This is a genomic window from Rhizobium atlanticum (genome assembly GCF_030182485.1).
GTDB lineage: Bacteria > Pseudomonadota > Alphaproteobacteria > Rhizobiales > Rhizobiaceae > Rhizobium.
Window position 1 is genome coordinate 1 of the sequence record NZ_JAQJCJ010000048.1, and the last position, 13,974, is coordinate 13,974.

A 13,974-nucleotide genomic window follows, 5' to 3' on the forward strand; every position below is an offset into this window, starting at 1 on the left:
CTTCGTTCACGACCAACTCGCAACGGGTAAGAAACTGCGCGTGCTGACGGTGGTCGACACCTTCTCGCGCTACGTGCCGGTGCTTGATCCACGTCATAGCTATAGAGGCGAAGACGTTGTGCAAACCCTTGAACGGGTGTGCCAAAAAGCCGGCTATCCGAAAACGATCCGTGTCGACCAAGGGACCGAGTTCGTGTCGCGCGACTTGGACCTGTGGGCCTATTCCAAGGGTGTGACGTTGGACTTCTCACGCCCCGGCAAGCCGACTGATAATGCTTTCATCGAAGCGTTCAATGGCTGCTTCCGTGCAGAATGCCTGAACCAGCATTGGTTCCTGACCCTTGCGGATGCCCGCGAAAAGATGGAGGATTGGCGTAGATACTACAATGAGGAAAGACCTCATGGTGCGATCGGCAACAAGGTGCCGATCTCGTTGGTGAATTCGGGAGGCGCAACCAGCCCGCCTCCCTGAATGAAGCCGGAAAACTCTAGCATCCGGTGGTCCAACGTTTGGGAGCGGTTCAGAAATTCTCAGTGGCAGGTCAGACGCCGGATGAAAATTCAGTGGCAGGTCACACTGTCTCGACCAAGAGATGGAGGACCGCGTCAGCGGTTTCCGCCTCGCCTAAAAAGATAGCGTAAATGCCAAGGTGATAAGGCTGAGGATGCCGCCGAACTTCCCGCGCAGTTTCTTGGCCGAAACGACGATACAGCCGCTCCCCCTAGCAGCGCCTGCACCGGCCGTCAGGCCGGTTAAGCGAAGCGGGTTACCTCGATGAAGCTTGTTTACGGAGGAAACATTTGATTGATGAAAGGATAAACGCGCGCGAGACCGGCTTCTTACTTTTGCTTTCCCACAATAAAACTCGCTAAAATTTCCTGGCTTTTCGATCGACTCTCTTTTGAGAGGAACCCACAGGTGCCCCAGAAGACGCTGGCGATTTATCAATAGATGAAGAACTTGCCGTTGCCATCCCTTCCTCAGGAAGCGTAGCTACTTGAGCGGCACTGTCAATCGCTCTACGGCAGTCATCAAGGAAGTCAGCTATATATTCATTGACATAGACAACCAACGGCTCCTTTGGAACAACAATCAGACGCCGTTTGTCCGTTTTATCCCGAGTGATGTCGATGAACCCACGCAAATGCGCTGCCTCGACATACTTTTGGCAAACAGTCTGGTTTTTGAAAGGCAGATAGCGACACGCCTGCATCTTCGTCATGGGTTTGTTATTGGCGTCCATATGATATACTTTAAGCATCAATCCAAGAATATTCCTCAGGAATAGTTTTTCTTCGGAATTTTCGCTAACGAGATCTGACAAAAACGAGTCAATTTTCTCAAGCTTATGCTTTACGCCGACGTCGATCTGTTCTGGCGTATATATTTCTCTTCGTGTTGTCTTCGCCACGGCCACGCCTCTGCGCAATGGGTCGTTCTGTTTTCACCAAAAGCCTGTTACCGGATCCCATCGCGGCGACATTTATCATATGTATGTCTTCATAACTATGACGAATATAAGAATTTGCGGGCGGTCGTGAGACTAACCTTCATCGTGCACGAGCCCCCGCTCTTGTTTTCACATCCATTTAAAAAAACAGTTACACAAGTGTAACTACGAGTGCTACCAAAAATTCGGGAGCTTCGCTTCCGATGGAAGGTCGGTCTCTTGATTGGCCCCCGACCAGCTCGCCCGCCGCCCGAGCTGGCATGCAAGAGCCCGACCTTCCGTTTTGCACGTGGCTTTTCGAACCAGGGATCCGAAATGAATAAAGAAATTTGGAAAGATTACAGCCAACCTTTCGGGACGATTGGTCCATTGATGACAGTGGGCGAAATTCTGGAAAAGAATATTGATGCGGGATACAACGCCTATGATGAGTATGCAAACGCAGCTCTTCAGAAATTTGCTCGGTATGCCTCAGAATTCCTCTCCAATCCACATCCTCATTTAGGTCGGGACGGGAGCGTTTGCCCTTTCGTTCCCGAGGCTCTGACGAAGGGGCTTTTACGGGTTGCCGCGTCGCAAGCTGTTGCAGTTGACGAAATCGAAAACGATTTGGCGCGTATGCTCGCCGTCTTCAGCCAGATGAAACCCGTAAAGTCCTTCAACGATCGAACGGGCGACTGGATCTATAAGGCCATTATCATTGCCCTTCCTGGAATACAGGATGAAGGAGAGATTATCAGGATTGGTCAACTGCAAAAACGGCTGAAGCCCGACTTCATTCAGGAAGGTTTCATGATCGGTGAATTTTATCCAGGTTGCCCGGAGCCCGGTTTGCACAACAGGATGTTTCGACCGCTCGACACAACGGTTCCAGCCTTGGCTATTCGGCATATCACCAAATATGATGCTCCTTTCATGCTCGATAGCGATAAGTGCCTGGAGGCTTACTTCAGTATTTTTGGGAACGAGGGTCGCCGCCGCATTAGGCAGCTTTTGGAGCGAACCGCCTGAAACTTACTCGCAAGAGGGCTGTACTCGCAGTCGCTGAAACAGCTATCCTCGATCGTCCTACCAGGTGAACCGGAAGGAAACGACTATGTTGGACGTTCATCCGAACGTACTTGCTGAACTGCACCAGATCGGAGCGTCGACGGTACGATTGTGGCGCTATAGTGAGTTCGCCACCCCTATTACATCTCCTTCCGATTTAGCCTCCGCTATCGGCGTTCCCGTGGGGCGCGTTGCAAAGACGATGATTATTGCCGAGCAGAAAGCGAACGATGTGATGCGCCGGTCTCATCCTGCGCGCCACCTTTGTGCCGTTTTGCTGCCATCACCTTCAAAGATTGACATGAAAGCGGTTGCTGGCACGTATGGATGGAAACGAGCCGAGCTTGCTCAGAAAGAACAGGTACTCGATCTCTTCGGCTACCCGTCAGGAAGCGTATCACCATTCGGTCTCCAGAAGATCGCTGTACTGATCGACACCGCCCTTTTTTCTTATCCTACCGTAGTCACAGGTGCGGGCAAGGTTGGAGTCGAGCTTGAGATCGACACAAGCATGCTTTGGAAGATCGGGCAGCCGTTACAGACGCGTGGACGGGCCAGTCAAACCTAACGCCTCGTCACCTTTCATAGAGATGCCGTGAGGTAGGTTATTTCTTCGGGAAAGGAAATGCGGTTCCACGTAACGGCGCCTCGATTAGAGAATGAGGGTTCAATACGTATGTTGCGTAATCGGACTCATAGTGCGCACTATAACGAAAATCGTCACACCCGTCCCAACGTCTGCACGACATCTTCACCTCGATAGCTGTGAGGCGGATCAAGCGCGGGAACATAGCGTGAGAAGGTGGCGACCACCGTCAGGACCCGCAGTTTCTTTCCGGTTGCGAGCTGGTCGTGCACGAAGTCCATCGCCCACACGTCATTTGGTCCGACAGCCATTTGCCGATCCTCGCGAAGTTTCGCCTTAACACGGCGCTTCCGAGTCTTATTCCGCAGCTGCAGTCCCAAGTCCCTGTAAATGCGATAGGTTCGCTTGATGTTGGTGCCCCAACCCTCGCGTTCCAAAAGCACATGCACGCGACGATAGCCGTAGCGCACCCGCGCTCACAGGTCTAGACCGGCCTCGGCGCGGCGAGAGATGTAGTGATCGGTCGACCGATCGAAGTTCAACGCGCCACAGGCACGCCGGATCGAGATCGCCCAATCGCGGCACATGACACCACCTCCCGCTACCCCTCAGGCCTTAGAGCTTTCGGCGGATGGCGTCCTGCAGCATCTCACGGTCCAACGTCAGATCCGCGACGATCTTCTTCAATCGCGAATTCCCGTCCTCAAGCTGCTTGCGCCTCTTCATCTCTGGCGGCAACATGCCGGCGTACTTTTTCTTCCAGTTGAAGTAAGTCGTCTGACTGATCCCCGCCTTGCGACAAATCTCCGCGATCGAGACGCCCTCATCACCCTGCTTCAAAATGAACGCCTTCTGAGCGTCCGAAAACTGCGATGCCTTCATCGTGTTCCGTTCCTTTTCCCAGCCAGGAAAATGCACCGGAAAACTCTAACCAAAATTGGTCCAGTTTGAAGGGTTGAGAGCAATTTCCCTATCGTAAAACCTGTGATCCTATGAAGTTAAGATGGGGAATGTTAAGGACATACAACAGCGTGCACGAAAGACGCGGAAGCCAACTGCGTCACATCTATTTCTGGTATCGGCGCTGTTGCGCTGCGGCCAAAACCGCACTGGCTCCTGATCCTTCCACCTTCGGAAGGGGCCGTGATCTCGCCTGGGTCGACCGTATGCTAGTTCGATCAGCAACCCTTTGACGGTGAAGATTCCTGGTTATTCACCTGGTGGATCAATGCCATACAAACAATCAATTTTACGAAGCCATGGGATGTTATTAAACACCTCGATTATGAATTGGGGACCCCATGATGTTGCTCCACCGAGAGCAGCCGAGGGCAAGGTCACAGACCTGGCCGGTAAATGGAGACGAACATGGCCAACGTGGAACTGCAGAAGGCGCTCTCGTCTGCCAATCAAGCGCCGAGACATAGCTCTGGGTCCTTTCTTCGCCTACTGCAGGAGCCTCGTCGCATTAAACCGAATACCAGCTTTAACACATTTGGGTCGCCACAAAAGCTGAACAACCACTATCCGATCTTGCCAATCCTTGGCTTCTCAAAAGTGAACGGAGCTGTGGGTATGCGAGATGGGGTGTTACCCACCGCGAAGTCATACATGAATACGAATGATTCAATGTCATTTCAACGTGAGCATTATGATTAGCTCATCGGCGTCAGCATCGTTTTTTAGAACCAGCAGCTTTTCGATGATTCCTGGCGAAAGACATCGGGGCCACCCTCCGGTCTTGGTCACCGAAAATTCGCCGCCAAACTTGGAGACATTTAAATGACAAACTCTCTTCCCGCAAAGCTGATGGTTGGTATCTTCGACCATTTGGACGAAGACGGAAGGGAGATTGGGCGCCAGTATGAAGATCGGATGAAGTTGGCAGAGGTCTGCGATCGCCTTGGCTTTTATGGATATCACGTCGCAGAGCACCACTGTACTCCCCACGGCAGAGGACCTTCGCCGAATCTATTTCTAGCAAGCGTAGCTCAGCGCACGCAGCATCTTCGTCTCGGTCCTTTGGTTATGCTGTTGAACCTTTATCATCCGTTACGTGCGTTTGAAGAAATTTGCATGCTGGATCATCTGAGCGGTGGCAGGCTCGAGTTGGGCATGGGGCGCGGCTCCTTACCAATCGAATGGAGCTTTTTCGGTATTGATGAGGAGGTGGCGACATCGCGCTATCTCGAAGCCAGCGAGATCGTCATCCAAGCGATGAAGGAAGGAGCTCAGGCTCTTTCCTACAAAGGCGACCACTTTGAACTAGACAAAGTCCCGTTGATGTTGCGGCCACACCAACGTCCTCAGCCTCCGACATGGATTACAACCAGTCGTCCTGAGGTTGCGCGCTGGGCGGCTGAGAACGATACAAATCTTGCCTGCGGGGGCCCTGCTTCTGCTGTTCGCCAGATCACTGATGCCTACCGAGCACACGAGAGACGTACCGCCGGGGGCAGGAAACGGGCGCCGTTCCTTGGGTTGGTCCGAATGGTGGTGGCCGGCAGCACGACGAAGCATGCCATTTCGCTCGCGGCCCCGGCTTATCAACGGTGGCTTCGGAGCTTTAGGTTTCTGTACGAGATTAACGGGATACAGACTCCTCAGAACCTCCCGCCGGATTTTGATGCAGCAGTAGACTGTCAGTTGTGCGTAGTTGGTACTGCTGCTTCAGTTAGGCAAGATCTTCTCGATCATGTCGAGGAAGCAGGTGCTAATTATCTTCTTTGCCAGCTGGCGTTTGGTGATTTGCCATTGGAGGCTTCCTATTACACTGCAACGAGCGTTCACTCTGGAGTTATGGCTTAATCTGGACTGGCCTCAGGTTGCTTTCCGATCACAGAGATTAAGTCTCTGTGGCCGCGCCCTCAAATCGATTGAGGAGCGTCAAGGCGAATTCAGCCATCGCCGTAGGAACAGCCATTGTGGAATGGGCTGCACTATTGGATAGTTAAAAGATATGCGATTTAAGGGCCTCGATCTAAATCTCCTTGTCGCGCTCGATGCACTAATGATTGAGCGCAACCTTACTGCGGCGGCACGTAGCATTAATCTGAGCCAGCCCGCAATGAGTGCAGCTGTCCGCCGGCTCCGCTCCTATTTCCGCGATGAACTATTTACGATGCGTGGTCGTGAGTTCGTTCCAACTCCGCGTGCGGAAGACCTCGCGCCTGCGATTCGTGAGGCTTTACAGCATATTCGGCTCAATATCATACCCTGGGATAAATTTACTCCTGATCAATCAGATCGTCATTTCCGAGTAAGCTTATGCGATTTCGTTACAGTTGTTCTTTTTCAGAAGATACTGGAGCGTCTTGCGCGGGAAGCACCCGGCATTAGTTTTGACTTGCTGCCTCTTACTGACAATCCAGACGAGCTTTTGCGACGCGGCGACGTAGACTTCCTTATTAGCCCACCGCTATTCATGTCGAGCGCGCACCCTAAGATAGATCTATTTCAGGAACGACTGACTTGCGTCGGCTGCAGTAATAACAAACAACTTGAGGAAGCCCTTACTGCCGAGGAGTATTCTTCAATGGGGCACGCGGTAGTTAGGTTCGGTCGGACGCAGCAGCCTACCATAGAAGATTGCTTCTTGCAGGAGCATGGCCTCAAGAGGCGGGTCGAAGTCGTTGTTTCAAGCTTTAGCATGATCCCCGCCGCCCTAATGGGCACCGATCGCATCGCAACCGTTCCGTTACGACTAGTTGGGCTTTTTGAGGACACGATACCATTGCGGATGACTGCGCCCCCGATAGCGCTGCCGACATTCACCGAGGCAGTCCAATGGCCGGTACTTCACGACAAAGATCCGGCAAATATCTGGATGCGAGATATAATGGTTCAGGAGGCAGCGCGATTGCCGTGACCATCCTGAAACCTAGGAAGCTGGGCTGCATTGGGAGCGACGACCCGCGACGCGGCCGATTAGCTGAAGACGGCACCACCTGTGAGTGACCCGCAGGCCATTTTATCGACGAAGCTGAGCGCTACGCCCGTCGCCGATCGGCCGCCCTTCGGACGATTGCGCGACGTGCTGTCTAGCACCTTCGGCGGCAAATCGAAGGGTGCTGGGGGACCACAATTGCTCCGCACCGCAACCCGCCGCTACCGCCGCAAATACAGCAACCCAAAACCGTCGGAGCGAACTCAAAACTGGATAAAACTTGGGGGCAAGGTCAGCGGGCCTTCCCCGGATGGATACCTTTGAAAAGCCTCTTTGGTGGCTGTTGAACTTATTCGGGCTCGGGCGGATCTTACTCAAGCAGGAACCTTGGTCAGGAACCGGATTGTTGTAGCAACCCATGTATTTTAGGTGCGTTGGAGGACATCATACGGGAAGCTTCCTCAACCAATATCTCCCTGAACCAGATGCTCCCTGGATCGGCATTATGGAGCGCTGGCCATTGAACAGCTTCTGTGAAGACGGGGAGCGGTAACGGAAGGTTGATGATCCGCAAAGGGAAAGTACTTTCGTAATGCTCGACTAAGCGAAGCGGTAGGTTAGCTATGCGGTTCGTGCCACGCAGGACTGGTGGTATTAAGCTAAACCCTTGCACGACGACCTCCACCCGCCTCTGAATACCATTCTCGAGCAAGAACCAGCCCTCGACCGATGGCTTCAAAAAGCGCCCAAACGCGGCAGCGACGTGTCCCGTGGAGACATATTGCTCGATCGTCAGCGCTGAAGGTAGGTCCACATTTGTCGAACAGGCTACACATACAAACTTCTCTGTGAACAGTTTTGCGCTCGGGTGTGCGCCCGAGAGAAAAAATTCAGGCACGATGAGGAAGTCGACGTCACCGCGGCTAAGCATCTCGTACGGATCACTATCCAAAGGCAGCAACTCAAAGCTGACTGCGGGCGCTTCTCGAGCAACTCGCTCAATGATTTTATTGAAGTATATCAGCATCATGAAATCGGACAGAACTATTCTAAAGCATCTGTCAGACTTCGACGGGTTAAACGGCTCCCAAGAGATGATTGAGCATTGTACCTGCAAGAGAGTTTCACGCACTGCCGAGGCAAGTCCTTCGGCACGGGGCGTCAGCCGAAGTTCTCGACCATTCATTGTAAACAATTCGTCGCGGAAATAGTCCCGAAGCCTACCAATGGCGGCACTCATTGCTGGTTGACTTAGATTGATACTACGTGCGGCAGCCGTTAGGTTGCGCTCGGTCGTGAGCGCATCCAATGCAACGAGCAGGTTTAGATCAAGGCCCTTGAAACGCATCTTTAGTCACATCCAAACAACGGATATTTTATATCCAAACAATCGATTTTTCCAGTACAGAACCTTCCAGCATAGATCCAATGAAGGTTCGTCGAAAAGGCTTAGGTTAGTTTGGTGATCAATTAAGTAGGCCGCATAGTTACGATAGACGTTATAGTTGCAGATAATCCACTTTAAATATCGAATGGCACCTTAGCAATAGGCGATGTGGAGCGGCGTCACCGAGCGACATGAAATGCTAGTGAACGGATGGGCGGAAGTAGGTTCATCATATCGCGATACCGGAGAGGCTTTGCCGTACGCTGGCTATCGACTGGCGGGCTCCTTCTGTTTGGAAGCATGTTCAAGATATTGGTGGCGTGCCAGTAATTTGTGATGAAAAGATCAACGCGCCTGAAGGCGCTTGAGGAAGAGAACGCCACACTGAAGAGACTGCTCGCCGAGCAGATCCTGGATACGGCCCCACTTCCCGAGCTCCTTAAAAAAATAGAAAGGCCCGCCGCCAAGCGCGACGCCGTCGCACGCCAGAAAGCCGTCGTGGGCCTTTCGGAACGAAGTAGGTCGCCCGACTGCCGCCTTGCGTTCTCCGCTATCGAGATGCCGTCATCCGGTCGGCGTCCGCGTTACTCGCCTCGGGATCGTCAAAGCGGTTGCCGTCATTAAAAGCTAAGAATTCGGCCGGACTTGCCTAAATCGTCTTTCATAAGCCTCTATGAAGGCTTCCGGAATCGGGTCGCTAAACAATGGGAAATCAACCGGTTTGCGTAAGCCGGTGCTTGGCCGGATAGTGCCGCCATCGAGCCCCGGCCGCCATCCGGCTCCGAAAAAGAAAGCACCATACCGCGCCGCAAGCATCGGGGTCACAGGATTAAGAAGGCTTAGAAATACGGAAACTTCCGCTGCGCTGACTGAGGTATCTGCCCTTGAAAAAGACGCAACGTCGAAAAAGGCGTCTATGGCGTCCATGGCATCCCAGACGCGCAAGTCCTGCACCGCTTCGGAATATCGTTTAACATTGTGGTTCTGCTCGACTGTCAGCTTGTCGGCCGTCAGCGTCTCGTTACATCCGGCGTACTTGCGCAAAGCCGTTTCGAAAGCACGAATTCTAGCCGCGGTCTGAAGCAGCCCCTCGATCAGAAAATCGTTGTCGTTTGCGCCAAATGGCTTGGCGATGCTAGCCAAATAGTAGCGCAGCACGTTCGTGTCGATATCTGCTGCCACCTCGTCAGCCCACACAGCGTGGTCACGGCTAGTAGAAAATTTCGCCCCTTCGAGCTTATAAAAGTCCTGAATTGCATGGTTGTATGGAATCGCATAACCGCGCGAGAACAAACTAGCAGTAACGCCGATCGTGTAATAAAACCGGTTATCCTGACCCATGAAGAATACGAGTCTCGTGCTCGCGTTGCGCATAGTGTCATCGAGATCTGCGCCATTTTGCTTGCAGAGGCGTTCGATTCCTGTCTCATAGCACCACAATCCTTCAAACCAAGTCATTAAAGTTTGGCCTGCCACCTCCACCGGGGAGTTCAAAGTCACACCACGGTCGAAATGCCGCGACATCGGCAATGCCATCAGTTTTGACCGTAGCCAGTCAAGTTCTTTGCGCTTTATGGATTCCGGCCATCCGCTCGCCTCAATGGCGTGATCGAGCCCCGGAGCAAATTTTTCAAGCTGAAAATGAACCTGTCGAATCGGGCGCAAGATAAGGCTCTGGCCGCATGTCGTGTGAATCGGGTTGCGTAGTAGATTGTGTTGCAGCGCCGAGCCGCAATCTTCGCAAAGGTTACTATCTGTTGGCGCGTTACAAGCTGGACACTCTCCGACCGCGAGTGAGTCTGCGGCGAACTCTTCGCACGTCCCGCAATACAGTTGCTCTCCGTCGCGCAGCTCAACGTAGCCGGACGCTCTTAGTTGGTCGTAGATCGCCAAGCTGCGGTCTTTGTGGTCTTCGCTTGAAGTCCTTACAAATACGTCCGGTTCAATATCAACTGACCGCAGACACTGCAGAATTTCTTCAATGTGCATGTGTGCGACGTCATCAACCGGCCTGCCAAGCTTTCGGGCTTTCACCAGCGTGTAAGTGCCATGTTCGTCCGCACCTGTCACGTGATAGGCCGCGTTGCCTACCATGCGGTGGTAGCGTACGAACACGTCGGCGAGAAGGTACACGCCACCTATATGCCCAAGATGCAGCTTGCCGTTCGGGCACGGCGGCGCCGAGCAGGCAAAAAAAGTATGTTGGTTTGCTCTCAATTCAATCCCACCATATCGAAAGGAACTTTAAGCTGGTTTGAGGGCTGCTATTTTTGATCGCGTGTTTTTGGTGCGGCGCTATATAGACCATCGTGTCCCCACTGACTGCGGAGGTTTCTCCATCGGATTGAAACACGCCGCTGCCCGAGATCAATACCCAGAGTTCGTGCTCTGGGTGCGAATGAAGATCGACCGCATCGCCAGGTACCACCTCCACAATCGATGTGCCGAAAGCCGTTGCGACTGCCTGCGGTAGATGCTCAAGTAACCGGCACACCAGAACGCCATACTCCTGGCGCATGATTGAGCGGTCGATCTGTTTCGTATACATGTTTGCCTCTGTCCTCTGCCTTCAATCGCGATAGAAAATGCCGTTCGGCGGCTTGAGCTCGTCGATGTTGGAGACCTTGCCCTCGGGAGGGTTGTAGGCGCGTTTCAGTTTGTTGTATTCGGCCCTCGTTGGCCCACCAGTTGAGGCACGCTGGAACACGAGATAAATCACCCTTCGAGAATTTTCACTTTTGTTGGGCTTTGAGTAATGTGGGGCATAGTCGTCAAAGATGAAAATGTCACCGGCCTTCCACGTTACGGGCTCCCAGGCCAGCCTGTCCGCGACCTCGGGGTACATTACGCCGCCGGCGTCCATTGGGAACACGCCCTTTTTGTGGTTCCCGGGGCTGAAGAAAAGCCCTCCGTTGTCTGGGCCGGAATCGTCGATGCCTATTGCAACAATCGCGTGCACCATCCGGTCTGGTAGCTTATGTGGGATATGGTAGATGTCCTGATGCGGGCGATAGCCGCCGCTGTCGGAGTACTTAAAGATCAGCAACTCTTTGAGCATGCGGGCATCTTCCCCCAGTAACTCTTCGACGATCGACTCGATACGGTGGTCAGCCAGCAGTAAATCACGCAGGGGGGCGTTAAATTCGAGGAAGTTCTCGACCTTCGAAATGATCCTCCTACCGTCAGTTGTTTTTTCGAACCATATCAGCCATTTGTCTTCACTTGTCTCCCAGCACGAAACATCAGCCACAAGAGCTGAAAGTTTATCTCGGCTTTCTAGATCGAGAAATGACTCAATCCTAATGTATCCAACGTCATCCCATGTTGATTTTTGTTCTTTGGTTAACATGTGTAACTCCTTTTTAGATTTAAAGCCGCCTGGTAAAGCTGCGTCGTGAGCAGGCGCCCCGAGCTGCACTGCACTGGAGTGTTATCTTGCGTTTTGTGTCTCTTGAGCGGGAAGTAAACCTAGGCACCCAAGGATCGGCCGATCTGGGACGTTCAGATAGTATTCACGCCGAAGCAGGCTATTGATGATGCGACCGTTTCGGTAGGCGACGAGCGATAGATTCACACTCTGCAAGCCACTTTGGACTGGGGATCGGTTTTGCAGATATACCTGGCCGGCGGCGTTGTCCTCGAATTGAACGGAGTAATCGTCCTTCACGACCGGCAGACCGCCTTCCATAGAAGCGGAAGCCAATAGGCGATCGATAAACGCTAGCGGGCGAGGCTCGAAACCGGTGGCGAGTACGACCCGATCAGCCACTACAGTCGGTCGCTGACAGGTGCCGTGCGAAGCCAACAGCGCGTGCCAACCGTCCGCATGAGGAGACAACTCCTTCATGACGACTGCGGGTAGCAGTTGAATGACATCGTCAATATTGCCAGTCGCGCTGCGGTGATAGATAGTTTCGTAAATGCGGTTGCTCAATTCTGCTGAAATGCCGTCACTGGTGAGTTTTTCGTCGTCGACAATAGTGCGACGTTTTTTAAGTGGCAGCGAATGAAAGCGCTGGCTGTAAGACGGCGTGTATGACACGTTGATAAAAGAGCTGTCATCCCTCGTGAACAGGTTCCCGCGTGACGTCACCCATGTAATTTTACCGATACCCGGACTGCCCAATAGGTGTTCAACAACCTCCGCACCGCTCTGCCCCCCACCAACGACTAATACGCGTTCACCGATGTCGATTTGTGGCCGATCCAGATAGCTCGCCACATGGTAGACCTTCTCGCCCAGCCAAGGTTTGGCGCATTCGGGAATTGTTGCAACGACACCGACGCCAATCGCAACTGAGCGTGCATGGTAGTGATCTCGAGTCGTCGTCACGCGGTAACCCTCGTCTAATCTGGTTACGTCGGTAACCTCCTCCCCAAACCGGAGTTGTGGCAACTGATGCGCAACCCATTGGAAATACTGTGTGAACTCTCTTCGCGACGTGGTCGCGTCGCACCGGTTTACGAAGCTGTACAGCCGTCCATGCACCGCGAGGTAGTTGAGAAACGAAAACGGACTGGTCGGATCTGCAAGTGTCACACAGTCCTTCAGCGGAGATACCTGCAGGCGACTGTTGGGCAGCAGCAGCCCAGGATGCCAATCGAAGCCGCTTTCCTTTTCGAAAAAGGCAGTGCGCAGCGGCGTCGGACACGCGAGTGCTGCAAGACTAAGATTAAAGGGTCCGATGCCTATACCGATGAGATCCAGCACTTGCATAAACACACTTCCTTTGGTTGGGCGGGCACGTGGGCAGCGATACGGAAATCATTATCGAAGGACGTCTGTCTCCTACACCGCCCTCCACAATGTCTGACTGGCGATTGCGATGTTGAAACGAACCCACGAAAATAAGCGAGTGTAAAGACTTGGGAGGCCGTTGAGATTGACAGACCACGTTCGCCAGCGAGGTTCACCACCATCGCATTCAAGGTCGAATAAGTGAGACCGTAGCCTATCGCAAAGAGAACGGTGGCGACGACGTACAGCAGCTCGCTTCCCGGGTTCAAAACCAAAAGTCCGATCCCAATCAGTGTCGTCACGAAGAGGGTGAGTGCTAGGCGCCCAAGCGGCAACTTACCGATCATACCCGCGACGGAGAATCGCAATGTGACAGTCGTGACGGTGAATGTCAGAAAGAAGACATTCGGTGAGAGTCCGCGCGTTTCGGCATATATGCTTTGAAACGTGGACAGGCCTGCGAACGTACAAGCACCGATCGCCAACATGACCACCGGCAACACCGTTCTCCCCCACAAAATAGACATGGTCGTCGGATCGGATAAGCGACGGCGCTGGTAGAAAGTTGCGGCTGATGCTGATCTGAACCCTTCAAACTGGACCAGTTTTGGTTAGAGTTTTCCGGTGCATTTTCCTGGCTGGGAAAGGGACCAGAAGACGATGAAAGCGTCGCAGTTTTCGGACGCTCAGAAGGCGTTCATTCTGAAGCAAGGTGATGAAGGCGTGTCGGTTGCTGAAATCTGCAGGAAGGCGGGGATCAGCCAGGCGACTTATTTCAACTGGAAGAAAAAATACGCGGGCATGCTGCCACCGGAGATGAAGAGGCTGAAACAGCTCGAGGACGAGAATTCGCGCCTGAAGAAGATCGTCGCGGAT

At 53.0% G+C, this 13,974-nt stretch carries 11 protein-coding genes and 3 pseudogenes; 7 read left to right on the forward strand and 7 right to left on the reverse strand.

The genetic code is table 11. The features are described 5' to 3' along the window. Positions 1–472 (forward strand): annotated as a pseudogene (locus PH551_RS31890) (IS3-like element ISRel21 family transposase); the annotation flags it as partial. A 397-nt stretch (positions 473–869) separates the two neighbouring features. On the opposite strand, the gene PH551_RS31895 reads toward PH551_RS31890, so the two are convergent. Next, the gene (locus PH551_RS31895; protein WP_012489593.1) at positions 870–1,412 is read right to left on the reverse strand and encodes a hypothetical protein; all 543 of its coding nucleotides are present in this window, start codon (positions 1,410–1,412) and stop codon (positions 870–872) included. 354 nt (positions 1,413–1,766) lie between these two features. Here PH551_RS31895 and PH551_RS31900 point away from each other — a divergent pair, with 354 nt between their 5' ends. Both PH551_RS31900 and PH551_RS31905 read left to right on the forward strand, forming a co-directional pair. Then, positions 1,767–2,462: a DUF6875 domain-containing protein gene (locus PH551_RS31900; protein ID WP_004677746.1), complete on the forward strand. Its 696-nt coding sequence runs from the start codon at positions 1,767–1,769 to the stop codon at positions 2,460–2,462. 85 nt (positions 2,463–2,547) lie between these two features. Continuing rightward, on the forward strand, positions 2,548–3,069 hold the full coding sequence (locus PH551_RS31905) for an aminoacyl-tRNA deacylase (RefSeq protein ID WP_004677747.1): 522 nt from the start codon (positions 2,548–2,550) through the stop codon (positions 3,067–3,069). 155 nt (positions 3,070–3,224) lie between these two features. On the opposite strand, the pseudogene PH551_RS31910 reads toward PH551_RS31905, so the two are convergent. Beyond that, a pseudogene (locus tag PH551_RS31910) lies at positions 3,225–3,969 on the reverse strand (transposase); the annotation flags it as partial. A gap of 900 nt (positions 3,970–4,869) precedes the next feature. On the opposite strand from PH551_RS31910, the gene PH551_RS31915 reads away from it, so the two are divergent. Beyond that, positions 4,870–5,895 carry an LLM class flavin-dependent oxidoreductase gene (locus PH551_RS31915; protein ID WP_004677759.1) on the forward strand — a complete coding sequence of 342 codons (1,026 nt, stop codon included), beginning with the start codon at positions 4,870–4,872 and terminating at the stop codon, positions 5,893–5,895. Between the two features lie 151 nt (positions 5,896–6,046). Next, a complete protein-coding gene (gene nodD3, locus PH551_RS31920) occupies positions 6,047–6,955 on the forward strand; it encodes a transcriptional regulator NodD3 (protein WP_004677763.1) in 909 nt (302 codons plus the stop codon). A gap of 409 nt (positions 6,956–7,364) precedes the next feature. On the opposite strand, the gene nodD2 is transcribed toward nodD3, so the two are convergent. Next, positions 7,365–8,321 (reverse strand): transcriptional regulator NodD2, encoded by a 957-nt coding sequence (gene nodD2 / locus PH551_RS31925; RefSeq protein WP_004677768.1) that lies wholly within the window; start codon positions 8,319–8,321, stop codon positions 7,365–7,367. Between the two features lie 387 nt (positions 8,322–8,708). Here nodD2 and PH551_RS31930 point away from each other — a divergent pair. Continuing rightward, a pseudogene (locus PH551_RS31930) lies at positions 8,709–8,876 on the forward strand (IS3 family transposase); the annotation flags it as partial. A gap of 111 nt (positions 8,877–8,987) precedes the next feature. Here PH551_RS31930 and PH551_RS31935 read toward each other — a convergent pair. From PH551_RS31935 to PH551_RS31950, 4 genes are all read right to left on the reverse strand, one after another. Next, positions 8,988–10,577, reverse strand: coding sequence for a class I tRNA ligase family protein (locus PH551_RS31935; RefSeq protein ID WP_074063730.1), 1,590 nt, complete (start codon positions 10,575–10,577; stop codon positions 8,988–8,990). A 1-nt stretch (position 10,578) separates the two neighbouring features. After that, the gene (locus tag PH551_RS31940) at positions 10,579–10,908 is read right to left on the reverse strand and encodes a cupin domain-containing protein (RefSeq protein WP_004677772.1); all 330 of its coding nucleotides are present in this window, start codon (positions 10,906–10,908) and stop codon (positions 10,579–10,581) included. 21 nt (positions 10,909–10,929) lie between these two features. Continuing rightward, positions 10,930–11,709 carry a phytanoyl-CoA dioxygenase family protein gene (locus PH551_RS31945; RefSeq protein WP_004677773.1) on the reverse strand — a complete coding sequence of 260 codons (780 nt, stop codon included), beginning with the start codon at positions 11,707–11,709 and terminating at the stop codon, positions 10,930–10,932. An 81-nt stretch (positions 11,710–11,790) separates the two neighbouring features. Beyond that, positions 11,791–13,077 carry a lysine N(6)-hydroxylase/L-ornithine N(5)-oxygenase family protein gene (locus PH551_RS31950; protein WP_004677776.1) on the reverse strand — a complete coding sequence of 429 codons (1,287 nt, stop codon included), beginning with the start codon at positions 13,075–13,077 and terminating at the stop codon, positions 11,791–11,793. 681 nt (positions 13,078–13,758) lie between these two features. On the opposite strand from PH551_RS31950, the gene PH551_RS31955 reads away from it, so the two are divergent. Continuing rightward, a partial coding sequence (locus PH551_RS31955; RefSeq protein ID WP_285196332.1) for a transposase occupies positions 13,759–13,974 on the forward strand: 216 nt, incomplete at its 3' end.